General features: G+C 61.3%; 22 protein-coding genes. 9 read left to right on the top strand and 13 right to left on the bottom strand.

Annotated elements, in window-relative coordinates:
* Positions 1–13 precede the first annotated feature (13 nt).
* From KHA73_RS08000 to sanA, 5 genes are all read left to right on the top strand, one after another.
* The gene (locus tag KHA73_RS08000; RefSeq protein ID WP_234590150.1) at positions 14–412 is read left to right on the top strand and encodes a CidA/LrgA family protein; all 399 of its coding nucleotides are present in this window, start codon (positions 14–16) and stop codon (positions 410–412) included.
* Positions 409–1104, top strand: a complete 696-nt coding sequence (locus KHA73_RS07995) for a CidB/LrgB family autolysis modulator (RefSeq protein WP_234590149.1) — start codon at positions 409–411, stop codon at positions 1102–1104. The genes KHA73_RS08000 and KHA73_RS07995 overlap by 4 nt, the downstream gene beginning before the upstream one ends.
* Positions 1105–1241: 137 nt before the next feature.
* Positions 1242–2126 (top strand): cytidine deaminase, encoded by an 885-nt coding sequence (gene cdd / locus KHA73_RS07990; RefSeq protein ID WP_234590148.1) that lies wholly within the window; start codon positions 1242–1244, stop codon positions 2124–2126.
* Positions 2127–2346: 220 nt separating this feature from the next.
* Positions 2347–4044, top strand: coding sequence for an NAD-dependent malic enzyme (locus tag KHA73_RS07985; protein WP_234590147.1), 1698 nt, complete (start codon positions 2347–2349; stop codon positions 4042–4044).
* Between the two features lie 169 nt (positions 4045–4213).
* Positions 4214–4957 carry an outer membrane permeability protein SanA gene (gene sanA, locus KHA73_RS07980; protein ID WP_234590146.1) on the top strand — a complete coding sequence of 248 codons (744 nt, stop codon included), beginning with the start codon at positions 4214–4216 and terminating at the stop codon, positions 4955–4957.
* Positions 4958–5020: 63 nt separating this feature from the next.
* Here sanA and mglC read toward each other — a convergent pair whose 3' ends face one another.
* The 7 genes from mglC to KHA73_RS07945 form a co-directional block, all read right to left on the bottom strand.
* The gene (gene mglC, locus KHA73_RS07975) at positions 5021–6031 is read right to left on the bottom strand and encodes a galactose/methyl galactoside ABC transporter permease MglC (protein WP_234590145.1); all 1011 of its coding nucleotides are present in this window, start codon (positions 6029–6031) and stop codon (positions 5021–5023) included.
* 11 nt (positions 6032–6042) lie between these two features.
* Positions 6043–7551 carry a galactose/methyl galactoside ABC transporter ATP-binding protein MglA gene (mglA, locus tag KHA73_RS07970; RefSeq protein ID WP_234590144.1) on the bottom strand — a complete coding sequence of 503 codons (1509 nt, stop codon included), beginning with the start codon at positions 7549–7551 and terminating at the stop codon, positions 6043–6045.
* Positions 7552–7651: 100 nt separating this feature from the next.
* Complete coding sequence (gene mglB / locus KHA73_RS07965) at positions 7652–8644, bottom strand: galactose/glucose ABC transporter substrate-binding protein MglB (protein WP_234590143.1); 993 nt, start codon at positions 8642–8644, stop codon at positions 7652–7654.
* A gap of 264 nt (positions 8645–8908) precedes the next feature.
* Positions 8909–9946, bottom strand: a complete 1038-nt coding sequence (gene galS, locus KHA73_RS07960) for an HTH-type transcriptional regulator GalS (protein ID WP_234590142.1) — start codon at positions 9944–9946, stop codon at positions 8909–8911.
* Positions 9947–10075: 129 nt separating this feature from the next.
* Positions 10076–11248 carry a DUF418 domain-containing protein YeiB gene (gene yeiB, locus KHA73_RS07955; protein ID WP_272496167.1) on the bottom strand — a complete coding sequence of 391 codons (1173 nt, stop codon included), beginning with the start codon at positions 11246–11248 and terminating at the stop codon, positions 10076–10078.
* A 67-nt stretch (positions 11249–11315) separates the two neighbouring features.
* Complete coding sequence (folE, locus tag KHA73_RS07950; RefSeq protein WP_004938969.1) at positions 11316–11981, bottom strand: GTP cyclohydrolase I FolE; 666 nt, start codon at positions 11979–11981, stop codon at positions 11316–11318.
* A 244-nt stretch (positions 11982–12225) separates the two neighbouring features.
* A complete protein-coding gene (locus KHA73_RS07945) occupies positions 12226–13383 on the bottom strand; it encodes a YbfB/YjiJ family MFS transporter (RefSeq protein ID WP_234590141.1) in 1158 nt (385 codons plus the stop codon).
* 107 nt (positions 13384–13490) lie between these two features.
* On the opposite strand from KHA73_RS07945, the gene ptrR reads away from it, so the two are divergent.
* The 3 genes from ptrR (at position 13491) to fghA (ending at position 16530) form a co-directional block, all read left to right on the top strand.
* A complete protein-coding gene (gene ptrR, locus KHA73_RS07940) occupies positions 13491–14414 on the top strand; it encodes a putrescine utilization regulator PtrR (RefSeq protein WP_234590140.1) in 924 nt (307 codons plus the stop codon).
* 134 nt (positions 14415–14548) lie between these two features.
* Positions 14549–15673: an S-(hydroxymethyl)glutathione dehydrogenase/class III alcohol dehydrogenase gene (locus KHA73_RS07935; RefSeq protein WP_234591206.1), complete on the top strand. Its 1125-nt coding sequence runs from the start codon at positions 14549–14551 to the stop codon at positions 15671–15673.
* Between the two features lie 14 nt (positions 15674–15687).
* A complete protein-coding gene (gene fghA / locus KHA73_RS07930) occupies positions 15688–16530 on the top strand; it encodes an S-formylglutathione hydrolase (RefSeq protein WP_234590139.1) in 843 nt (280 codons plus the stop codon).
* A 43-nt stretch (positions 16531–16573) separates the two neighbouring features.
* Here the strand turns inward: fghA and gsiD are convergent, their stop codons facing one another.
* The 6 genes from gsiD to KHA73_RS07900 form a co-directional block, all read right to left on the bottom strand.
* Positions 16574–17482 (bottom strand): glutathione ABC transporter permease GsiD, encoded by a 909-nt coding sequence (gene gsiD, locus KHA73_RS07925; protein ID WP_234590137.1) that lies wholly within the window; start codon positions 17480–17482, stop codon positions 16574–16576.
* A 9-nt stretch (positions 17483–17491) separates the two neighbouring features.
* Positions 17492–18412, bottom strand: coding sequence for a glutathione ABC transporter permease GsiC (gene gsiC, locus KHA73_RS07920; RefSeq protein ID WP_234590135.1), 921 nt, complete (start codon positions 18410–18412; stop codon positions 17492–17494).
* Positions 18413–18471: 59 nt separating this feature from the next.
* Positions 18472–20007: a glutathione ABC transporter substrate-binding protein GsiB gene (gsiB, locus tag KHA73_RS07915; RefSeq protein ID WP_234590133.1), complete on the bottom strand. Its 1536-nt coding sequence runs from the start codon at positions 20005–20007 to the stop codon at positions 18472–18474.
* A 23-nt stretch (positions 20008–20030) separates the two neighbouring features.
* On the bottom strand, positions 20031–21905 hold the full coding sequence (locus KHA73_RS07910; RefSeq protein ID WP_234590131.1) for a dipeptide ABC transporter ATP-binding protein: 1875 nt from the start codon (positions 21903–21905) through the stop codon (positions 20031–20033).
* A 19-nt stretch (positions 21906–21924) separates the two neighbouring features.
* Positions 21925–22881: an isoaspartyl peptidase/L-asparaginase family protein gene (locus KHA73_RS07905; RefSeq protein ID WP_234590130.1), complete on the bottom strand. Its 957-nt coding sequence runs from the start codon at positions 22879–22881 to the stop codon at positions 21925–21927.
* A gap of 358 nt (positions 22882–23239) precedes the next feature.
* A complete protein-coding gene (locus tag KHA73_RS07900; RefSeq protein WP_234590128.1) occupies positions 23240–23776 on the bottom strand; it encodes a DUF924 family protein in 537 nt (178 codons plus the stop codon).
* 90 nt (positions 23777–23866) lie between these two features.
* On the opposite strand from KHA73_RS07900, the gene moeA reads away from it, so the two are divergent.
* A complete protein-coding gene (gene moeA, locus KHA73_RS07895; protein ID WP_234590126.1) occupies positions 23867–25105 on the top strand; it encodes a molybdopterin molybdotransferase MoeA in 1239 nt (412 codons plus the stop codon).

The raw sequence follows: 25105 nt of genomic DNA, 5'->3' as shown, positions 1-25105 counted from the left end.
AGCGGGAAGGGTTATGGCCAACGTGTTTAGGCTTTGCTGGAAATATCTGAGGGCAATCGCCCTTATCTATCTCTGCTTGTTTATCGGCAACGCAGCGGCGCTGCTGCTGCCGATCGCCATTCCCGGCAGCATCATCGGCATGCTGCTGCTGTTCGCCCTGCTTTCCAGCCAAATTCTGCCGGCAAAATGGGTCAAACCCGGCTGCCATCTGCTGATCCGCTATATGGTGCTGCTGTTCGTGCCGATCGGCGTAGGCGTGATGAAATACTACGATCAGATCGTCGAACACCTCGGCCCGCTGGTGTTTTCCTGCCTTATCAGCACGCTGATGGTGCTAGTGGTGGTCGGCTATACCTCACACTATTTCCACCGCGAACGGCGCATTGCCGGCAAACCGGAGGACAAGAAATGATCCATGAAATCTGGTGGTCATTGCCGCTGACGCTGGCGGTTTACTTTGCCGCCCGCCGGCTGGCGCAGTGGCTGAACATGCCGCTGCTCAATCCCCTGCTGGTCTCCATGGCGGTGATTATTCCTTTGCTGCTGCTGACCGGCATTCCTTACGAACGCTATTTTCAGGGCAGCAAAATTCTCAACGACCTGCTGCAGCCGGCGGTGGTGGCGCTGGCCTTCCCGCTGTACGAGCAATTGCACCAGATCCGCGCCCGCTGGAAATCGATCATCGCGGTGTGTTTTATCGGCAGCATGACCGCCATGATCAGCGGTGGCACCATTGCGCTCTGGATGGGCGCCACGCCGGAGATCGCCGCGTCGATCATGCCTAAATCGGTCACCACGCCCATCGCCATGGCGGTGGCGCAATCGCTCGGCGGCATCCCGGCGATCAGCGCGGTGTGCGTGATCTTCGTCGGCATTCTCGGCGCGGTGTTCGGCCATGCGCTGTTCAACCTGTTGCGCATTACTACCCGCTCGGCGCGTGGGTTGGCGATGGGCACCGCTTCCCACGCGCTGGGCACGGCGCGTTGCGCCGAGCTGGATTATCAGGAAGGCGCGTTCGGCTCGCTGGCGCTGGTGATCTGCGGCATCATTACCTCGCTGCTGGCCCCCTTCCTGTTCCCGGTGCTGCTGCACCTGTTCGCCTGACGGCGGTAAAACTTGCGACACGTCCCGCATTTATTGTTTTCATTGCAGTGTTTTCATCAATAAAGAGAGATAAATCACACTTTAATCCTTCCGGGCTGCCTAGAATGTTATCCCGTTAACCCGTAGAGAGACTTTCTATGCACCCGCGTTTTCACACCGCCTTCAGCGAACTGTCCGCGACATTGCAATCCGCCCTGCTGCCTTATCTCGATGCGCCTGATTTTCCGGCGATGTTCACGGCTGAGCAGGCGGAAGCGATCCGGCAGCACAGCGGGCTGGATGATGATGCCCTGGCATTTGCCCTGCTGCCTTTGGCGGCGGCCTGCTCGTTAACGCCGATTTCGCATTTTCACGTCGGCGCCATCGCCCGTGGGCAGAGCGGCAACCTGTACTTTGGCGCCAATATGGAATTCAGCGGCGCGCCGATGCAGCAAACGGTGCATGCCGAGCAGTGCGCGGTGACGCACGCCTGGCTGCGCGGTGAAGCGGCGCTGGCCTCCATCACCGTCAACTACACGCCGTGCGGCCACTGCCGGCAGTTTATGAATGAGCTGAACAGCGGCGCCGGCCTGCAGATCCGCCTGCCGGGCCGTGCGCCGGCAACGCTGGCGGATTACCTGCCGGATGCCTTCGGCCCGAAAGATCTGGATATCACCACGCTGCTGATGGACCAGGTTGACCACGGCTATCAGTTGGCGCTGACCGAGCCGTTGGCGCAGGCCGCATTGGCGGCGGCCAACCAAAGCCACGCGCCGTACAGCAACGCCCACAGCGGCGTGGCGCTGGAAGCCGAAGACGGCACGCTGTATGCCGGCCGCTATGCCGAGAACGCCGCCTTCAACCCAAGCCTGCCGCCGCTGCAGGCCGCGCTGATCCTGCTCAACGTTTCGGGCGGCGACTGTCTGAAGATCCGCCGCGCCGTGCTGGCCGAACCGCAGGGCGCCATTTTCAGCCAGTGGGATGCCACCCGCGCCACCCTGGAAGCCCTGGGCTGCCAGAACGTCAGCCGTATCAGCTTCTGACCGGCCAATGGCGGAGCCGCCCGGTTCCGCCATTAACAGCCCGGCCCGCCAAATACAATGCCATTCATCTTCCAAAACACTTTCTTTAGTTAAAAAATCATTTGATTGTCGATAATTACGCCAACCTGGTTCATCATTTCGCAACAAATGCTGTACATATTCTCCCTATCTTTTAGGATCGGCAGCAATAAAGTTATCTGATACGTAAAGAGTAAAACCGATGGAACTAGAATACGAAAGCAAACGCCCTCTCTACATCCCTTACGCCGGCCCGATTTTGCTGGAATTTCCGCTGCTGAACAAAGGCAGCGCTTTCACCGAGGAAGAACGCAGCCACTTCAACCTGCACGGCCTGCTGCCGGAAGCGGTGGAAACCATCGAAGAACAGGTGGAGCGCGCCTATCGTCAGTACCAGGATTTCAAGAACGACAACGACAAGCACATCTACCTGCGCAACATTCAGGACACCAACGAAACCCTGTTTTATCGCCTGCTGGACTCGCACCTGAGCGAGATGATGCCGATCATCTACACCCCGACGGTGGGGGAAGCCTGCGAACATTTCTCCGACATCTATCGCCGCGCGCGCGGGCTGTTCATTTCCTACCCGAACCGCGACCGCATCGATGACATGCTGCAGAACGCCACCAAGCAAAACGTTAAGGTCATCGTCGTCACCGACGGCGAGCGCATCCTCGGCCTGGGCGACCAGGGCATCGGCGGCATGGGCATCCCCATCGGCAAACTGTCGCTGTACACCGCCTGCGGCGGCATCAGCCCGGCCTACACCCTGCCGGTGGTGCTGGACGTCGGCACCAACAACCCGCAGCGCCTCAACGATCCGCTGTATATGGGCTGGCGCCATCCGCGCATCTCCGGCGACGAATACCACGCCTTTGTCGAAGAGTTCATTCAGGCGGTCAAGCGCCGCTGGCCGAACGTGCTGCTGCAGTTCGAAGACTTCGCGCAGAACAACGCCACCCCGCTGCTGAACCGCTACCGTGATGAAATCTGCTGCTTCAACGATGACATTCAGGGCACCGCCGCGGTCACCCTCGGCAGCCTGATCGCCGCCAGCCGCGCCGCCGGCAGCCAGCTGCGCGACCAGACCGTTACCTTCCTGGGCGCCGGCTCCGCGGGCTGCGGCATCGCCGAGCAGATCATCGCGCAGATGAAATCCGAAGGGCTGAGCGAAGACGAGGCGCGCGCCCGCGTGTTCATGGTCGACCGTTTCGGCCTGTTGACCGACAAGCTGCCTAACCTGCTCGACTTCCAGAGCAAGCTGGTGCAAAAGAGCGAAAGCCTGGCCGCCTGGCAAACCGAAAGCGACGCCATCTCGCTGCTGGAGGTGGTGCGCAACGCCAAGCCGACCATTCTGATCGGCGTATCCGGCCAGCCGGGCCTGTTCACCGAAGAGCTGATCCGTGAAATGCATAAGCACTGCGCGCGCCCGATCGTGATGCCGCTGTCCAACCCGACCTCCCGCGTGGAAGCGCGTCCGGAAGACATCATCAACTGGACCGAAGGCGCCGCCCTGGTCGCCACCGGCAGCCCGTTCGCGCCGGTGACCTATAAAGAGCAGCAGTTCCCGATCGCCCAGTGCAACAACTCCTACATCTTCCCGGGCATCGGTCTTGGGGTGCTGGCTTCCGGCGCCACCCGCGTGACCGACGCCATGCTGATGGCCGCCAGCCGCGCGCTGGCCGACTGTTCGCCGCTGGCCACCGACGGCCACGGCGCGCTGCTGCCGAATATCGACGATATTCAGGGCGTGTCCAAATGCATCGCCATGGAAGTGGGCAAAGCGGCGCAGCTACAGGGCGTGGCGATGGTCACCTCCGAAGAGACGCTGTCGAAGGCCATCGAGCACAACTTCTGGCGGCCGCAGTACCGCAGCTATAAGCGCACCTCATTCTGATTTGCGCGCACCAAAAAGCAAGGCCCGGCACACCGGGCCTTTTTTATGCGCCAAACCGCCGAAAAATGCGGCATTGCGCGTGCTTCAGGCGGCGGACGGCTTGCTTCAGCCTGTCAGGTAAAGTAGCCTTGATCCATCTTTTCAGCCCCCGAGCGCGTAAGGCAACAACATGTGGAAACGCCTGATAATCAGCCTGTTCATCATCATTGCGGTGTTGATGCTCTCGGCTATTGCGCTCGATCGCTGGATCAGCTGGAAAACCGCCCCTTACGTCTATGACGAACTGCAGGGGCTGCCCCACCGCCAGGTTGGCGTGGTGCTCGGCACCGCCAAGTATTACCGCACCGGCGTGATTAACCAGTACTACCGCTACCGCATCCAGGGAGCGATCAACGCCTACAACAGCGGCAAGGTGAAATACCTGCTGCTGAGCGGCGACAACGCCCAACAAAGCTATAACGAGCCGATGACCATGCGCCGCGATCTGATCGCCGCCGGCGTGGCGCCGAGCGACATCGTGCTGGACTACGCCGGTTTCCGCACCCTGGACTCTATCGTTCGCACCCGCAAAGTGTTCGACACCAACGATTTCATTATCATTACCCAGCGTTTCCACTGCGAGCGCGCGCTGTTTATCGCCCTGCATATGGGCATTCAGGCGCAGTGTTATGCGGTGCCTTCGCCGAAGGACATGATGACGGTGCGCGTGCGCGAAATTTTCGCCCGCCTCGGCGCACTGACCGATCTCTATATTCTCAAGCGCGAGCCGCGCTTCCTCGGCCCGCTGATCCCCATCTCCGCCATGCACACCGTGCCGGAAGACGCCCAGGGCTATCCGGCGGTATCGCCGGAGCAGTTGGTGGAGCTGGAGCACAGGCTGGCGGAAGAAAAGCAGAAGGCCAAACCGCCCTGACGTTGCAGCTATACCAATAAAAACGGCCAGCAATGCTGGCCGTTGTGCTTTTTACGAGGCGGCTTACTTCTTCTTGGCGTACTTCAGCGAGTCCAGCGCCACCGCGAAGATGATGATGCTGCCCTTGATAATGTACTGCCAGTAAGGGTTGATGCCGATATAGGTCAGCCCGTAGTTGATGACGGTGAAGATAATCACCCCGGTCACCACCCCCAGCACCGTACCCACCCCGCCGGCGAAGGACACGCCCCCCACCACGCAGGCGGCGATGGCGTCCAACTCATACATAAAGCCGAGGTTGTTGGTGGCGCTGCCGATGCGCCCCGCCTCCAGCAGGCCGCCGAAGGCGTAGAACACGCCGGACAGCGCATAGATCATGATCAGGTTCAACGGCACGTTGACACCGGAGACCTTGGCCGCTTCCGGATTGCCGCCGATGGCGAAGATATTTTTGCCGAAGCGGGTCTTGTTCCACAGGATCCACACGAACAGGATGGCTATCACGGCATAGAAGGTAATGTACGACAGCTTGAAGTCGCCGAAGCGCAGGAAACCCTGGGCGAAGGTCGAGAACTTCGGATCAAAGCCCGCTACCGGCGAAGCGCCTACCGAGTCGTAATACAGCGAGTTGATGCCGTAAACGATGATCATGGTGCCCAGCGTGGTAATGAACGGCGTCACGTTGAGGTAGGCGATAATCAGGCCGTTCACCAGGCCGATCACCGCGCCCACGGCGCACACCAGCAGGATCACCAGCGGGATCGACCAGGTTTCCATATGCGGAAACACCTTGTTGACGTTATCCATCGACTGCAGCAGCGTCGCCGCCACCACCGCCGCCAAACCGACCTGGCGCCCGGCGGACAGGTCGGTGCCCTGGGTAACAATCAGCCCGGCCACGCCCAGCGCGATGATGATGCGCACCGAGGATTGGGTCAGGATGTTGCTCAGGTTCATCAGGCTGAGGAAGGTCGGGTCCTGGATAATAATGATCGCCAGCAGCACCAGCAATACCACGTAAATGCCACCTTCCTTGAAGTAGGTGAACAAAGTTTTTTTATTCAGCGCGTTCATAATTCTGATCCTTAAAGGTGCAGGGATGCGAGACGTAAGATTTCATTTTGCGAGGTCTGTTTGGTGTTAACGATGCCCGCAACCTGACCATTACTCATCACCAGTATTCTGTCGGTAATTCCCAAAAGCTCCGGCATTTCGGACGAGACAATAATGATCCCCTTGCCCTTTTTCGCCAGCTCGGTCATCAGCTGATAAATCTCGAACTTGGCGCCCACATCGATGCCGCGCGTCGGCTCGTCCAGCATCAGGATTTCCGGTTGGGTGAGCAGCCAACGGCCGATGATCACCTTCTGCTGGTTGCCGCCGGACAACGAACCGATATGGGTGTGGTGTCCCGGCGTTTTAACCCGCATGGCGTCGATCACCCACTGGGTGTCGCTCTTCATGCGGGCGTTGTCCAGCAGGCCAATCCTGTTTTTGTAATTGCGGATATTGGAGATCAGCGAGTTGAAACCCACGTCCAGGTAGGCGTAGATGCCGGTAGAGCGGCGCTCTTCGGTCACCAGCGCAAAACCGTGGTTGATGGCTTCATTGGCCGAGTGGTTGTTGATCGGCTTGCCGTGCAGCCTGATGGTGCCCGCCACCTTTTCGCGGATGCCGAACAGGGTTTCCAGGATGTCGGTGCGTTTGGCGCCCACCAGCCCGGCGATGCCGAGGATCTCCCCCTGATGCAGATCGAAAGACACATCGCGGATGGAAGGCTGGCGCAGCGAAGTCAGATTTTTCACCTCCAGAATCACCTCTCCCGGCGTATTCTGCCTGTCGGGGAAGCGCTGGCTGAGCGAACGGCCGACCATCATGGCGATGATCTTGTCCATATCCAGCCCTTCCAGCGGCTGGGTGGCGATCCACTGGCCGTCACGCAGCACGGTTATCTCATCGCACAGCTGGAAGATCTCTTCCATCTTGTGGGAAATGTAAACGATGCCGCAACCGCGCTCTTTCAGCTTGCGGATAATGGTGAACAGGTGGTTCACCTCTTTTTCCGTCAGCGAGGAGGTCGGTTCGTCCATAATCACAATCTTGGCGTCGTAGGAAAACGCCTTGGCGATTTCGATCATCTGCATCTGCGATACCGACAGGGTGCCCACTTTGTCGCGCGGGTTGATGTCGATATCCAGCTCGTCGAAGATGGCCTGAGTGTCTTTCAGCATTTTTTCCTGATCGACGAACATGCCCTTGGTCGGGTAACGCCCCAGCCACATGTTGTCCATCACGGTGCGCTGCAGCACCAGGTTCAGTTCCTGGTGCACCATGGAAACGCCGTGCTCCAAAGCCTCTTTCGAGCTCTTGAAGTCCACTTCTTTCCCCTGGAAAACGATGCTGCCGCTGTCTTTTTTATAAATGCCAAACAGGCATTTCAATAACGTCGATTTCCCGGCGCCGTTTTCCCCCATTAATGCATGAATGGAGTGCGGGCGAACGCGCAGGTTCACATTATCCAATGCCTTGACGCCGGGAAAAGACTTGTTGATATCCGTCATTTCCAGCAGAAATTCGCGTGGGCTGTCGGCCATAAATACACCTGGCTTATCGGTCTTTTAATCTTAAATTTCCCCGCCGGCGGTTTCCTGGTGTTGGCGCCGCCGGTGGGGTCATTACGCGTTATCTCAACGGTTACTTCACAAACTGAGACAGGTTGTCTTTATCTACGCCAACGTAAGGAATGCGCACGACCTTGTTTTCAATCTTGTATTGAGTGCCATCGGCGGCCGGTTTGCCGGCTGCCAGGTTTTTCGCCAGCTCGAAGGTGGCTTTAGCCTGGTTGTCGGCGTCGTTCAGCACCGTGCCGGCCATCGCACCGGATTTCACCAGCGCCAGGGCTTCAGGCAGCGCATCCACGCCGAACACCGGAATGCTCGACTTGTTGTGGGCCTTCAGCGCTTCCACCGCGCCCATCGCCATGGCGTCGTTGTTGGCGATCACCACTTCAATCTTGTTGGCATTCGGACCAGACAGCCAGGCGTCCATTTTGTCTTTCGCCTGCGCGGTGTCCCACATGGCGGTATCCATCTGCAGCTGCTGGGTCTTGATGCCCTTGTCGTTCAGCGTTTTCACCACGTAGGTGGTGCGCGCTTCGGCATCCGGGTGGCCCGGCTCGCCTTTCAGCAACACGTATTGGATCTGGCCGTCTTTGTTCAGGTCCCAGGCCGGGTTGGCCTGCCAGTGTTTGGCGATCAGCTCGCCCTGGATCACGCCGGACTCTTTGGAATCGGTGCCGACGTAGTAGGCCTTGTCATAGCTGTCCAGCGCCTTGCGGGAAGGTTCTTTGTTGTAGAACACGATCGGGATATCGTTTGCGCGCGCCTTATCGATAACCACCGGGGCGGCGGCCGGGTCAACCAGGTTGATCGCCAACGCTTTTACGCCCTTGGCCAACAGCACGTCGATCTGATCGTTCTGCTTGGACTGGTCGTTTTGGGAGTCATTCATCAACAGGGTGATGTCCGGAGAAGCCTTGGCGTCCTTCTCGATCGCTTTGCGCACCACCGACATAAAGTTGTCGTCGTATTTATAAATCGTGACGCCAATACGGGTATCTGCATGGGCTGCGGCGCCGAACATCATCGCGGCGGCCGTTGCGGCCAGGGTGAAAACCTTCTTATTCATTGTCTGTCTCCGGTTCTGTGTAGGGTCTTACTCGTTATTGAGCCAAGAAGCCGGCGGTGCGCGCACCCCCAGGGCCTGGCAGTTCCAATAAAAACCTGTCGTCCGTGGGTATCTGTTATTCCCGAGAAATGCTGTGTCAGCGCGAGGTAAAAATTGCAGCGGCAAGTGCCTTTGCGCCGGAAAACGCCTAGAGCATAGACGGCGCGATGTTAATAATCTGTGAATTTTCTCACAGATTGAAAACGGTTACACAAGGTTAAATGTTCAGAGAGTGACCGTCGCCTCACTTTGCCAAGGAGCGACGGAATGGCGCCGCACCAGCGTCGGCATGAATAAATGCGAGGTCTGCGGCTCCGCCAGGCCCGCTGCGCCCTGCAACGCCAGCTCGGTGGCCAGCGTGGCCATGGAAACGATCGGGTAGCGCACCGTGGTGAGTTTAGGGCTGGTGTAACGGGCGATCGGGATATCGTCGAAGCCCACCAGCGAGAAATGCTGGGGTACCGTGATACCGTTTTCTTTCAGCACCGCCATGGCGCCGGCCGCCATGGCGTCGTTATAGGCGAACACCGCGCTCAGATGCAGATTGCGCCCCAGCAGCTCGACCATCGCCGCCTCCCCGCCCTGCAGATCCGGAGAGCCGTAAGCGCGCCAGCTGTCGGGCATCGCCAACCCCGCAGCGGCCATCGCCTGCGTGTAGCCCTGCTGGCGCAGCGGTCCGTCCTCAATCGGATGGTTGGAACCCAGATAGCCAATGCGTTGATGCCCCTGCGACAACAGCAGGCGCAGCGCCATTTCGGCGCCGCAGACGTTGTCCAGGCCAACGCAGCGGTGCGCGTAGCCGGCAATGATGCGGTTGATCAACACCATGCCCGGCACCTGATCGAGAAAGCCGATCAGTTCGGCATCGCTTAGGGCTTTTGCATGGACTATCAAGGCATTGCAGCGCTGGCGGATCAGCACTTCGATGGCGTGGCGCTCTTTGTCCGCCTGATGGTAACTGTTGCCGATCAGCAGATATTTGTGGTGTTTTTGCGCCACTGTGTCTACCGCTTTCACCAGCGCGCCAAAGAAGGGATCGGACACGTCCATGACCACCACGCCGAGCGTATCGCTGCTCTGGGTAGCCAACGCCTGGGCGTTGGCGTTGGGCCGGTAACCCAGCGCCGCCACCGCCTGCAGCACCAGCTCGCGCGTGTCTTTACTGGTCAGCGCGCTGTTGTTCAGCACGCGGGAGACGGTCGCCACGGACACGCCGGCGCGTTTCGCCACGTCGCGGATGGTGATCGGGTGAGCAGGAGGCATGCGGGATCCTGAGGTCGGGGTGGTTGCCAGTGGCGCTATCCTACCCCGTTTGTCATCCTCCCCTGCGTGAATTGCGTCACAGGAAAGAAAACGTTTACATACATTTTTTTAACCTGCCTGCGCCAGATCTCAATTCTGTATTTTCGGCTCCGCCTTGCCGGCGGCCATCAGCGTCAACCGGCGCCACAGCCATTCGGCCGGCCCCTGAGCAAAATAGCGCAGCCAAAGATTGGAAAACAACAGGTTAGCCAACCAAACCAGCGGCACGAACGCCAGCAGCTGCAGCCGATCAAACTGCGAGTACAGGCCGAAACGGTAAAACAGCGTGGTGCATATCAGCGTCTGCAGCAGGTAATTGCTCAGCGCCATGCGCCCCACCTGCGCCAGCCAATGGGCAATCCGCAGGCGCGACAACAGAGGCCAGAAACCGTAACACAGCGCCAGATAGCCCATCGCCTGCAGCGGCGCGCCCAGCTCACGCGGCACCTGCAGCAAAAAACCGCTCCAGCGGTAGTCCCAATGCAGATGCCACTGCAGCGCCACCGCCGGCAGTTGGATCGCCAATGAAAGCGGTATCAGCCAGGCCGCCTGGCGCCGATAGTAACCCGGCGAATAACTGCCGCGCAGCCAGCCGCTGCGCATCAACCCGGCGCCGAACAGCATCAGCCCCGCCAGCTCCCAGCCGTACTGAGCGCCGATGGCCAACAGGCTGGAAGACAGCAAATCGGCGCGGCTGCGCCAGGCTTCGAAGCCGCCCTGCAGCTTCCAGAATTTCTCATACTGCAGCTCAGCCACGCCGGGTTGCCAGAAGCTGCCCGGCTCGCCGTGCGAAATGAAGCCCAGCAGCAACAGCACCGCCACACCGATCAGATACAGCACCACGCCGGTTTTCAGCAGCTGGAAGGTTTCCCTGGCTTCGCGGATCATCCGCCAGCACACCAGCCCGATCAGGCCGTAGGCCAACAGGATGTCGCCATCCCACAGGAAAATCGCGTGGCCGAGGCCAAACAGCACCAGCCACGACAGCCGGGCGCGTATCCAGCTCTTGCCGCGCCGCAGCAACATTTGCAGCCCGGCGCCGAACAGCAGCGCAAACATCGCCAGGAACTTGGCCTGGGCGAAAATATCCAGCAGCGCCCAGGCCCAGGCGTCGCGCGCGGCGGGCATCCCCAGGTAAGCCGGGTTCAGGTAGGCGGCCTTTGGCAGGCCAAAGGCGCTGATATTCAGCAATAAAATGCCGAGAATGGCGATACCGCGCACGCAGTCCAGCGTGGCGATACGCGGCAGAGGATGATTGTTCATTTTTTACCGCTGTATTGCGCTCATTAAAAAGGCGCCCGCAGGCGCCTGATACCGTACTCTGAGCCAATCACCCCTGGTGATGGCGCACCGCGCGCAGGAACTCCTGGCGGGTGTTCTGGCTGGACTTGAACAGCCCCCCCAGCGAAGTGGTGGTAGTGGCGCTGGTCGCATCACGGATCCCGCGAGCCTTAACACAATAATGGACTGCATCAATAGATACCGCCACATTGTTGGTGCCCAACAAGGTTTGCAACGCCACCAGGATCTGCTGGGTCAGACGCTCTTGCACCTGCGGGCGCTGCGAGAAGAACTGCACGATACGGTTGATCTTCGACAGGCCAATCACCGAGTCTTTCGGGATATAGGCGACTGTCGCCTTGCCGTCGATGGTCACAAAGTGGTGCTCGCAGGTGCTGGTCAGCGTAATGTCGCGCACCGTCACCATCTCGTCCACTTTCATCTTGTTTTCGATGACGGTGATTTTTGGGAAATTGGCGTAATCCAGGCCGGAAAAAATCTCGTCGACATACATTTTGGCGATGCGATGCGGCGTTTCCGCCAGGCTGTCGTCGGACAGATCGAGATTAAGCAGCTGCATGATTTCCGTCATGTGCTCTTTAATCCGGCGTTTGCGCGTTTCACGATCCAACACTTCCCCGCGCAGTGGTGTTTCCAGACCGCGCTCTTCCAGCGCAGCATGAACCAGCGCAGCTTCTTTACTTAATGATGTCATTTATGTTCTCCAACGGACCTGAACCCGCCGATACGCCCCTTACGGCACGCGGCAGACGGATTTCTTGCTCTCCTGACGGCAGAGTTTCCGTCGCTGATAACGGGATCCCGGTCAAGATTTTGTCCCACTGTAGATGAGAGCGCGGCGATTATCCAGTGATTGTGTTTCATCCGCAGGTGAAATCTCCGCATTTAGCACAATCAGGCGGGCTGCGGGTATTCCTCGTTTTTTGTACGGAATTTAATCACTGCAGCGACGGTTTTTGCACGCGTTGCCGCGCAGGCGTATTCACCACCAGCAGGCCGGCCAGGATAAAGGCCGCGACGGCGACATATAACGCCGGCTCCAGACGATGGGTCAGGGCGGTTGACAGCGCCGACAGCATCGGGCCGACCAGCTGCCCCACCGCATAACCGGTGGTCAATAGCCCCGCCATATAGCGCGCATGATTTGGCGCCAGCTCACGCCCGTGCTGAATGGAAAGCTGCACCACGCTGAGGAAACCGCCGCCGGTGAGCAAAGCGCCCAACGCCAGCCCGGCGACGCCCGGCACCACCTCGGCGCTCAACACCCCGATCGCCTGTACCCACAGGGTGAGCGCCAGGCGGCTCTGGGTGGTCAACCGATGGCGGGTCAGAATGCCGATTGCAATGCCCAACACCGCCGCGCCGCCGAACACCGGCCAGACAAATTGGGCGAACAGGCTGCCGGGGAAGCGCGCCGCCGCCATTTGCGACAGGAAAGTGGCCGGCAGAATATAGCCGAAACCGGCCAGGCTGTAGCTCCACACCAACCGCTTCAGCGCCGGGGTCAGCAGCAGCGGTTCCGGCGCAACGTTCGGCCGGTGCAGCTCGCCGGCCCGCGGCAGGTTGGCGCTGATGGCCGCCACCAGCGCCAGCGCCATGGCGCCATACGCCAGCCAGGCCTGCGAAGCCGTCAGCGTCAGGGCGTTGATGCCCACCGCCAGCATGCCGCTGATGAAAATGCCCACGCCCGGCCCGGCGAACACCGCCGCGCTGAGCGCCGGCCGGCCGTAGTGCGCCAGCCGTTCGTTGGTCCAGGCCGCCACCAGCACCATCGCCCAGCCGCTGGCCCAGCCGATGACAAAGCGCAGCGCACCGTGCAGCCACTCGCCCTGCACCAAAGCCGACAGCAGCGTCAGCGCCACCGCGCCCCAAATGCCCAGCCATAAGCGGCGTTCGACATGGCGGCTGGCGCGCATCGCATCATAGGCGCCGCACAGGTAGCCGAGGTAATTGATCGCCGCCACCAGCCCTGCGCCGGTCAGGCTGAATTGGTGCTCGGCTATCATCAGCGGCACCTGAGGGGTAAAGGCGAAGCGGCCGATGCCCATCGCAACGATCAGGGCAACAAAACCGCTCAAGGCAATGCGTAAGGCCATAAAGGGTATCCGACAGGTTAAAAGAAAGTTGCGAGTATCATGCCGCAGTATTAAACTCACAAAAACTGAATAATACTCATCAAGTTCATCACGAAAAGAGAATGTAAATGGACCTGACCCAGCTCCGCATGTTCTGCAGCGTCGCCGAGACCGGCTCCGTCGCCCGTGCCGCCGAACAGCTGCACCGCGTCCCCTCGAACCTGACCACCCGTTTGCGTCAGCTCGAACAGGAGCTGGGCGCCGATCTGTTTATCCGTGAAAAACAGCGCCTGCGCCTGTCGCCGATGGGCCACAATTTTCTGTGCTATGCCAACCGCATTCTGGCGCTGAGCGAAGAAGCGATGAGCATTACCCACGCCGGGGAACCGGCGGGCAACTTCGCCATCGGCTCGATGGAAAGCACCGCCGCCACCCGTCTGCCCTCGCTGCTGGCGGCTTACCACCAGCGCTTTTCCAAAGTGTCGCTGTCGCTGAGCACCGGCACCTCCGGCGAGATCACCGAACGGGTGCGCGCCGGCACGCTGGCCGCAGCGCTGGTCGACGGGCCGGTGCAATATGACGAGCTGAACGGCTGCATCGCCTTTCCCGAACACATGGTAGTGATCTCCTGCCTGGATCATGCGCCGATCCACAACGCCAAAGACGCCAAGGGAGAGACGCTGTTCGCCTTCCGCGCCAGCTGTTCTTACCGGCTGCGGCTGGAGTCCTGGTTCAAGCGCGAAGGCGCGCTGCCGGGCCAGGTGATGGAGATCCAGTCCTATCACGCCATGCTGGCCTGCGTCGCCAGCGGCGCCGGGCTGGCGATGATCCCGCATTCGGTGCTCAGCCTGCTGCCGGGCCACGAACGGGTCAAAGTGCACGCCCTGCCGCCGGAGATAGCCGAAACCGCCACCTGGCTGCTGTGGCGCCGCGACGCGTTCGGGCCAAACGTGCGCGCGCTGAAAGAGCTGATTATTGAACAGACGGAAACCGCCGCCGTTGAACACGACGAACAAGATTCACCAGGCGTTATCGATATGTACCCTGAATAATTGCAGCCAGGGCGAGAGTCCCCTGGAGCTGACCCGAGTCAGTGACTGGGGTGAACGCACGCAGCTAACACAGATGCGGCTTCAAGTATCACGGGTATAGCCTGATTTAAAAATAGACCACTGGAGACTTAATGATGGAAATGATCAAAACCCGCGCCGCCGTCGCCTGGGGCCCGAACCAGCCGCTGAAGATTGAAGAAGTCGAGCTGATGCCGCCGCAAAAAGGCGAAGTGCTGGTGCGCATCGTCGCCACCGGCGTCTGCCACACCGACGCCTATACCCTATCCGGCAAGGATCCTGAAGGGGTGTTCCCGGCGATCCTCGGTCACGAGGGCGGCGGCGTGGTGGAAGCGGTCGGCGAAGGCGTGACCAGCGTCGCGGTCGGCGATCACGTGATCCCGCTGTACACCCCGGAATGCGGCGAGTGCAAATTCTGCAAATCCGGCAAAACCAACCTGTGCCAGGCGATCCGCGCCACCCAGGGCAAAGGCCTGATGCCGGACGGCACCACCCGCTTCTTCAAGGACGGCCAGCCGATCTTCCACTATATGGGCACCTCCACCTTCTCCGAGTACACCGTAGTGCCGGAAATCTCGCTGGCGAAAATCAACAAGGAAGCGCCGCTGGAAGAAGTCTGCCTGCTGGGCTGCGGCGTCACCACCGGTATGGGCGCAGTGATGAACACCGCCAAGGTGCAGCCGGGCGATACGGTGGCGATCTTCGGCCTGGGCGGCATCGGGCTGTCGGCGATCATCGGCGCGCAGATGGCCGGCGCCGGCCGCATCATCGGTATCGATATCAACACCAGCAAGTTCGATCTGGCGCGCAAGCTGGGCGCTACCGATCTGATCAACCCGAAAGACTATGACAAACCGATTCAGGAGGTGATCGTCGAGCTGACCGATGGCGGCGTCGACTTCTCATTCGAATGCATCGGCAACGTCAACGTAATGCGTTCCGCGCTGGAATGCTGCCACAAGGGCTGGGGCGAGTCGGTGATCATCGGCGTGGCCGGCGCCGGCGAAGAAATTTCCACCCGTCCGTTCCAGCTGGTGACCGGCCGCGTATGGCGCGGCTCCGCTTTCGGCGGCGTCAAGGGCCGCTCGCAGCTGCCGGGCATCGTCGAACGTTATCTGGACGGCGAATTCGCGCTGAATGACTTTATCACCCATACCATGGGGCTGGAGCAGATCAACGAAGCCTTCGATTTGATGCATGAAGGCAAATCGATCCGTTCCGTCATTCACTTCGACAAATAAGCCAGGAGGCAGAGATGACCCTGTCATTAGAACTTCTCGAAGAGCACCGCATGTTCGGCGGCTGGCAACAGCGATATCGCCACGCGGCGCAGAGCCTGAATTGCAATATGACTTTCAGCATCTATCTGCCGCCGCCGCGCGATGATAACCCGCCGCCGGTGCTGTACTGGCTGTCGGGGCTGACCTGCAATGACGAAAACTTCACGCTGAAGGCCGGCGCGCAACGCATCGCCGCCGAGCTGGGGCTGGTGCTGGTGATGCCGGACACCAGCCCGCGCGGCGACGAGGTGCCGAACGACGAAGGCTACGATCTCGGCCAGGGCGCCGGGTTCTACCTAAACGCCACCCAGGCGCCGTGGGATCGGCACTTCCGCATGTATGACTACATCAGCGACGAACTGCCGGCGGTGATTGGCCAGCACTTCAGCGTCAGCGATCGTCAGTCGATCTTCGGCCATTCGATGGGCGGCCACGGCGCGCTGGTGATGGCGCTGCGCAACCCGCAGCGCTTCCGTTCGGTGTCGGCGTTCGCGCCGATCGTCAACCCCTGCCAGGTGCCCTGGGGCCGTAAGGCCTTCGCCGCTTACCTGGGCGATGACGAAAGCCAGTGGCTGCAGTACGACAGCTGCCACCTGTTGGCCAACGGCGCGGAGAAAATGCCGGTGTTGGTGGATCAGGGCGACGACGACCAGTTCCTGGCCGATCAGCTGCAGCCGGCCAAGCTGGCCGAACTGGCGCGCCAGCGCGACTGGCCGCTGCAGCTGCGCATCCAGCCGGGCTACGACCACAGCTACTTCACCATCGCCACCTTTATCGAAGATCACCTGCGCTTCCACGCCGAACATCTGTTCCGCTGATAACAATCCGGGCGGTTCAGCCGCCCGGATCCTTTCACTGCCCTCACCCTTTCAGCTTCGGATCCAGCGCGTCGCGCAGCCCGTCTCCCAGCAGGTTGAACGCCAGCACGGTGAGGAATATCGCCAGGCTGGGGAAAATCGCCACGTGTGGCGCAATCACCATGTCGGCGCGCGCTTCATTGAGCATCGCCCCCCACTCCGGCGTCGGCGGCTGTGCCCCCAGGCCAAGGAACGACAGGCTGGCGGCGGTGATGATCGAGGTGCCGATGCGCAGGGTGAAATAGACCACGATCGACGAAATGGTGCCCGGCAGAATATGCCGCATGATGATGATCCAGTCCGAAGCGCCGATGCTGCGCGCCGACTCGATATAGGTCAAATGCTTCAGCACCAGCGTATTGCCGCGCACCAGCCGGGCGAAGGCCGGAATGCTGAAGATCGCCACCGCGACGATCACGTTGGCCATGCCGCTGCCCATGATAGCCACCACGCCGATCGCCAGCAGAATGCCGGGAAAGGCGAACAGCACGTCACAGACCCGCATGGTGATCCGATCCCACCATCCCTCGTAATACCCGGCCAGCAGCCCTAACAGCGTGCCGATCATCCCGCCCGCCAGCACCGAAAACACCCCGGCCGCCAGCGAAATGCGCGTGCCCATCAGAATGCGGCTGAAGATATCGCGCCCGAGCGAGTCCACCCCCAGCCAATGCAGCGGCGAAGGGCCTTCGTTCAGCCGGTCATAGTCGAAGTAGTTCTCCGCATCATAGGGGGCCAGATGCGGCGCCAGCAGCGCGGCCGCCACCAGCAGCAGCACGAACAGCCCGGCCACCAGCGCCACCCGCTGGCGACGGAAACGCCGCCAGAATTCATGCCACGGCGTTCTCACCGCGTTGGCGTCCAGGAGCGGCATCGCCTTCAGTGCGGCGTTGCGCCGCCAATGCTTAATCATGCCGCGCCCTCATTGGTAGCGTATCGCCGGGTTAATCGCCGCATACAGCATATCCACCAACAGATTGATCAAAATAAACTCCAGAGAAAACAGCAGCACCTCGGCCTGGATCACCGGGTAATCGCGCATTTCCACCGAGTCGACCAGCAGCCGGCCCAAGCCCGGCCAGTTGAACACCTTCTCCACCACGATCGAACCGCCGAGCAGGAAACCGAACTGCAGCCCCATCATGGTCACCACCGGGATCATCGCGTTGCGCAGCCCGTGCTTCATCACCACCTGGCTTTCGCGCACGCCCTTGGCGCGTGCGGTGCGCATGTAATCCTCCTGCAGCACCTCGACGAACGACGCGCGGGTGAAACGCGCCATCACCGCCGCCACCGCCGCCCCCAGGGTGATGGAAGGCAGGATATAGTGCCGCCAGCCGTCGGCGCCGACCGTCGGCAGCCAGCCGAGGTTGACCGAAAACACCTGCATCAGCAGCATGCCGAGCGCGAAGGCCGGAAACGAAATCCCCGACACCGCCAGCGTCATGCCGAGACGATCCGGCCAGCGATTGCGCCAGACCGCCGAGACCACGCCGATCGCCAGGCCGAACGCCACCGCCCACAGCATGCTGGTGAGGGTAAGCCAGAAGGTCGGCATAAAGCGCGAGGCGATCTCTTCGCTCACCGGGCGTTTGGACACCATCGAGGTGCCGAAGTCCCCCTGCAGCGCATTAACGAAAAAGTGCGCGAACTGCTGCGGCAGCGGCTTGTCCAGCCCCAGATCCTTGCGCACCAGCTGCACCACCGCCTCGTCGGCCTCCGGCCCCGCCGCCAGCCGCGCCGGATCGCCAGGCAGCATATGCACGAACAGAAACACCAGCACCGCCACAATCAGCAGCGTCGGGATCAAACCCAGCAGTCGTTTCAGAAAATAGTTAAGCATCTCGGGTCAATCCCCTCACTCCGCCCGCCCCTGCGCAGGGGCGAACGGAGATTGGCGCCTTATTTAAGGTCGGCATCGTCAAAGCTGAACGAGGTGTCCGGCATCACGTAGAAGCCGCTCAGCTGCTTGCTGTTGGCCGACAGCAGGCGTTCGGTCGCCAGGAAAATCCACGGCGCATCGGCCCAGATGCGATCCTGCGCATCCTGATACAGCTTCTGTTTCTCGGCGCGATCGGTGGTCGCCAGCGCGCCGGTCAGATCCTTGTCCACCTGCGGATTGCTGTAGAACGCGGTGTTGAACTGCTTCGGCGGCGCGGCCTGGGTGGAGAACAGCGGCGACAGCGCCCAGTCCGCCTCGCCGGTCGACGCCGACCAGCCGGTGTAGAACATGCGCACGCCGGTGTCTTTCACCCCGACGCTTTCCACCTGCGCCGCACGCTGCCCGGCGTCCATCGCGGTCACCGTCACTTTCACCCCCACCTGCGCCAGCTGCTGCTGGGCGAACTGCAGCACTTTCTGCGCGGTACTGTGGTTATGGGAAGACCACAGGGTGGTGGTGAAACCGTTCGGATACCCCGCCTCTTTCAGCAGCTCGCGCGCCTTGGCCGGATCGTACGGCCAGGCCTTATAGCGGGCAGCGAAGTCGATCGCCGGCGGCACCGGCCCCTCCGCCGGCACCGCGTAACCGGCGAACGCCACCTTGATCAGCGCGTCCTTGTTGATGGCGTAGTTCAGCGCCTGGCGCACCTTCAGGTTGTCGAACGGCTTCTGGGTGACGTTCAGGCTGATGTAGCGCTGCAGGATAGACGGCGCCGCCACCACGTCGAGCTTGGCGTTGCCTTCCAGCACCTTGGCCTGCTCGTAAGGGATCGGGAAGGCGAAGGTCGCCTCGCCGGTTTGCAGCATCGCCGCACGGGTGTTGTTGTCGACCACCGGCCGCCAGGTGATGCTGTCGAGCTTCGGCAGCCCCTGCTTCCAGTAGCCGTCGAATTTCTTCACCTTAACGAAGTCGGTTTGATTCCAGGTAACGAACTGATACGGCCCGGTGCCGACCGGATGGAAGCCGATATCCTTGCCGTACTGCTTCAGCGCCGCCGGTGAAATGATCGCCGCCGCCGGGTGCGCCAGGTTGTTGACGAACGCCGAGAACGGCGCCTTCAGCACGATCTTCACCGTATTGGCGTCCACCACTTCGGTTTTGTCGATCATCTTGAACAGGTTATAGCGCTTGAGGTGGCTGTCCGGATTGCTGGCGCGATCCAGGTTGATCTTCACCGCCTCGGCGTTGAACGCGGTGCCGTCATGGAATTTGACGCCCGGATGCAGTTTGACGGTATAGGTCAGGCCGTCCTTGCTGACCTCGTAGCTGTCCGCCAGCACGTTCACCAGCTTCATGTCCTTGTCGAAACCGAACAGCCCCTGGTAGAACGACTTGGCGACCGCCTGCGACAGGGTGTCGTTGGCGTCGTAAGGATCGAGCGTGGTGAAATTGGAGGCCACGGCGATAACCGCATCCTTGGCCGCCCAGGCCGGGCTGGTTGCCGCCGCCAGCAGCACGGCGGCCACTAGCGCATTGCGTTGGAATCTGTGCTTCATGTCGCTTGTCTCTCCTGAGGTATTTAAAAGGCACCGGCAATCGGGTGGCGGGCGACAAAGTGCCCAGGACCAACCTGCACTAACGGTGCGGTAACGGGTTCATCGCCCAGCGCGCGGATCGGGCTGGGGATGTCATCCACCAGCAGCGGCCGGCGTTGGTGCGCATGGGCGGGATCGGCAACCGGCACCGCCGCCATCAGCTTGCGCGTATAAGCGTGCTGCGGGTTAGCGAACACCGCCTGGCGCGGACCGATCTCCACAATCTGCCCGAGGTACATCACCGCCACGCGATGGCTGACGCGCTCCACCACCGCCATGTCATGCGAAATAAACAGGAAGGCGATGCCGAACTCGCGCTGCAGGTCGAGCAGCAGGTTGACGATCTGCGCCTGAATCGATACGTCGAGCGCCGAGACCGCCTCATCGGCGATCACCACCTTCGGGTTCAGCGCCAGCGCGCGCGCAATGCAGATGCGCTGGCGCTGGCCGCCGGAAAACTCATGCGGATAGCGCCGCGCATGCTCCGGCAGCAGCCCGACGCGTTCCAGCAGCCAGGCCACCCGCCGCTCCGCCTCTTTGCCGCGCGCCACGTTGTGCACCAGCAGCGGTTCCATAATGGAAAAACCGACTGTCAGGCGCGGATCGAGCGAGGCGTAGGGGTCTTGAAAGATGAACTGAATATCACGCCGCAGGTGCTGCAGCGCCGGGCCTTTCAGCCGATCGATCTGGCGGCCGTCAAAGGTGATGCTGCCGCTCTGGCTGTCCACCAGCTTCAGCAGCGAACGCCCGGTGGTAGATTTTCCGCAACCGGATTCTCCCACCAGCCCCAGGGTTTCGCCGGGGTAAAGATCGAAGCTGACGTTTTCCACCGCGTGCACCCGCCGGGTAACGCGATTGAGAATGCCGCTGCGCAGATCGAAGCGCGTCACCAGGTTTTCCACCCGCAGGATCGGCGCGGCACCGGCCGGCACGGTATCCTGCGGCGCGCCTTCGCCGCCGCCCGGCTGCGGGAACCTGGCGGGCAAGGGGTTATCCGCCATCGATCCCAGCTTCGGCACCGCCGCCAACAGCGCCTGGGTGTAGGGCTGCTGCGGTGCGGCGAACAGCGCCCGCACGTTGTTTTGTTCCACCGGCTCACCGCGCCGCATCACCAACACCCGATCGGCGATTTCCGCCACCACCCCCATATCGTGGGTGATGAAGATTACCCCCATCTGCATTTCCTGCTGCAGCACGCGGATCAACTGCAGGATCTGCGCCTGAATGGTGACGTCCAATGCGGTGGTCGGTTCATCGGCAATCAGCAGCGCCGGTTTGCAGGACAGCGCCATGGCGATCATCACCCGCTGGCGCATGCCGCCGGACAGCTGGTGCGGGTAGCGGCCCAGCACCTCTTTGGCCTCCGGAATGCGCACCAGATCGAGCATCCGCAGGGCTTCTCGCCTGGCGCTGCGGTGGTCCATGCCCTGATGCAGCCGCAGCGATTCGGCGATCTGCTCCCCGACCGGGAAGACCGGGTTGAGCGAGGTCATCGGCTCCTGGAAGATCATCGCCATATCGGCGCCGCGCACCCGCCGCAGCTGGCTTGGCGGCGCCTGCGCCAGATCGATAACCTCGCCGTTGCGCCGGCGAAACGGCATCGCGCCGCCGACGATGCGCCCACCGCCCTGCTCGACCAGGCGCATCAGCGCCAGCGAGGTCACGGACTTGCCGGAGCCCGATTCGCCGACGATCGCCAGGGTTTCGCCGCGATCGACCTCAAAGGACAGCTTGCGCACCGCTTCGACGGTGTCGCCCTGCTGGTGAAAATTGACGCTCAGATCGCGCACCGTCAGCACGCGCTGCGGCGGCAACTGCAGCCCGCTGTCGCTCGCAGGCCGGGTTGAAGTTTCGGTCATGCAGCCTCCTGGCGAACGATTAGCGGTATATCCCTACGGACGGCGCATCGCCGACATAACCAAAACCGCGGTACATTCCTTCGCTGTTGAACGGCAGCGCGATATTGCCGTCACGGTCGACGGCAATGACGCCGCCGCTGCCGCCCAACGCCGGGAGTTTTTCCAATACCACCCTGTCGCTGGCCTGCTGCAGGCTGAGACCCGCGTATTCGATCAGCGCGGATATGTCATAAGCCGCCACGCCGCGCATAAACACTTCGCCGGTGCCGGTGCTGGAGACCGCCACCGTGGCGTTATTGGCGTAACAGCCGGCGCCGACGATCGGCGTATCACCCACCCGGCCGGCCTGTTTGTTGGTCATGCCGCCGGTAGAGGTGGCGGCGGCCAGGTTGCCCAGCGCGTCCAACGCCACGGCGCCGACGGTGCCGAACTTGCGATCGGGATCGAGCGGATCGCCGGTCTGCGCCGCGCCGTCGTGATCGAGCAATACCCGCCCCAGCTCCGCCTGCGCGCGGTGCAATTGATCAAAACGCGCCTGGGTAAAGAAGAAATCGGCATCGACCATTTCCAGGCCGTGAGCGGCGGCGAACTTCTCCGCGCCTTCGCCGGCGAACAGCAGATGCTGGCTGTTTTCCAGCACCGCGCGCGCGGCCAGTATCGGGTTGCGTATCCGGCTGACCCCGGCAACGGCGCCGGCGTCGCAGGTGCGGCCGTCCATCACGCAGGCGTCCAGTTCGTGCGTGCCCTGATGAGTGAACACCGATCCCTTGCCGGCGTTGAACAGCGGGCACTCCTCCAGCAGCCGCACCGCTTCGGTCACCGCGTCCAACGCGCTGCCGCCCTGCGCCAGAATAACCTGGCCGGCGGCGACAATGCCGGACAGCGCCTGGATATACTCGCGTTCTTTTTCAGCACTCAGCGCCGCACGGGTAATTGCGCCCGCACCGCCGTGAATGGCAATCACTGGTTTGCTCATTTGCCTGACACCCTGTGTTAACCCCAACGTTGCAGAACGAATACGCTGCGCGCGGTATATTATTATTCAGTCTTTTTTTGACTATATTTAGCCCGCAAGAGGAAGTAAAGCATAACGTCAGCGCCCTGGTTTTAGCGTAGCGCGCTTAGACCGTTTCGCACATTGAAATAGCTTAATGGAATAAAAACAGCGAGTTATACAAGGGCTTCCGCAACGGAAATAATTGCGGCGTTCTTGGTTAACAATACAATGCGGATGTGCGGCAATCGTTCGAAGATATAAGCGATAGCTCTGTGGAAATATGCCCGTTGCGCCCAGCCTGCTGTTTTTTCGCCGGCTGAGCGCAGAAGATAAATATTTAGAATCCGGAGCCCGGCTGCCGCAAGAATTCTTCTTCTTCGGGCGTGGACACCCGGCCCAATATCGCGTTGCGGTGCGGATAGCGGCCAAAACGATCGATGATCGCCTTATGGCGCAATTCGAACTCCAGCTGATCGCCATTATCCAGTTCGGTATACAGCTGCAGCGCCTGCCGGTGGATCAGCGCCGACTCCGAGTGCATAAAGGGCAAATAAAGAAACCCGCGCTGCTCGCGGCTCAGGCGTTCGCACTCACCGCTGCGAATGGCTTCCTGCGCCAGGATCAGCGCCATGCCGTCGCAGGAAAATGAGCGCGGGGTGCCGCGGAACAGATTGCGGCTGAACTGATCGAGCACGATCACTTCCGCCAAACGCCCTTCGACGGTGGCTCGCCAGCCCGCCAGCTCCCCCGCCGCCGCCGCCTGCCAGATATGGCCAAAACGCGTATGCAGCAGGCGGTCGAAATCCTCATCCTTTTTAAACCACATTACCGGTTCTATTTCTTCGAACCAAAAATCCAGTATCCGATCGTGCATGGCTGTCTCCTGTTTTACTTCAGCATAGCATCCTTCATAATAACGCCACTTTGCCGCGTTTACGCGCAACCCGATTACGGAGCCCTCTTTATGGATCATTGCCATACTTCCGATCTTATCTCTCTGGAGCAAGCGCTGGATAAAATGCTCAGCCAGCTTTCCCCCCTGCAGCAGACCGAAACCGTCCCTCTGACCGCCGCCGCCGGCCGCATTACCGCCGCCGCAGTGATTTCCCCGATTGACGTGCCGCCGTTCGCCAACTCGGCGATGGACGGCTACGCGGTACGCCTCGCCGACCTGCACGCCAACGCGCCGCTGCCGGTGGCGGGCAAGGCCTTCGCCGGTGCGCCGTTCAATGGCGAATGGCCGGCCGGCAGCTGCGTGCGCATCATGACCGGCGCGCCGATCCCGGCCGGTGCCGATGCGGTGATCATGCAGGAGCAGGCCGAAGCCAGCGAGCAGGGCGTGCGCTTTAACGCCGTGGCACAGGCCGGGCAAAATATCCGCCTGGCCGGTGAAGACATCCGCCGGGGCGCCGGCGTGCTGCCGGCCGGCGTTAAGCTGGGCGCCGCGCAGCTGCCGCTGCTGGCTTCGCTCGGCGTCGCCGAGGTGCAGGTGATGCGCAAGCTGAAGGTGGCGGTGTTCTCCACCGGCGACGAGCTGCAGCCGGTCGGCCAGCCGCTTCAGGCCGGCCAAATCTACGACACCAACCGCTTTGCGGTGCGCCTGATGCTGGAACAGCTGGGCTGCGAGGTTTTCGATCTGGGCATTGTCCGCGACAATCAAGCAGCGCTGCGCGCCGCTTTCGAGCAGGCGGACAGCCAGGCCGACGTGGTGATCAGCAGCGGCGGCGTCTCGGTAGGTGAAGCCGACTACACCAAGCAGATGCTGGACGAACTGGGCCAGGTCAGCTTTTGGAAGCTGGCTATCAAACCCGGCAAGCCTTTCGCCTTCGGCAAGCTGAAACATGCCTGGTTCTGCGGCCTGCCGGGCAACCCGGTTTCCGCCGCGCTGACCTTCTATCAGCTGGTGCAGCCGCTGCTGGCCAAGCTGGCCGGCCACAGCGATTGGCGCCTGCCGCCGCGCCTGCGCGCCCGGGCGCTCACCCCGCTGAAGAAGGCACCGGGCCGCCTCGATTTCCAGCGCGGGGTATTCAGCAGCAACGCCGCAGGCCAACTGGAGGTCAGCACCACCGGCCATCAGGGCTCACACGTGTTCAGCTCCTACAGCCAGGGCAACTGTTTTATCGTGCTGGAGCGCGAGCGCGGTTCTGTCGCCGCCGGTGAAACGGTGGAGATCGAGCCGTTCAACGCCCTGCTGAGGAGCTGA

The organism is Serratia entomophila (assembly GCF_021462285.1).
GTDB lineage: Bacteria > Pseudomonadota > Gammaproteobacteria > Enterobacterales > Enterobacteriaceae > Serratia > Serratia entomophila.
Note: the sequence above shows the minus strand (reverse complement) of the source record. Positions and strands in the feature narration are given on the sequence as shown.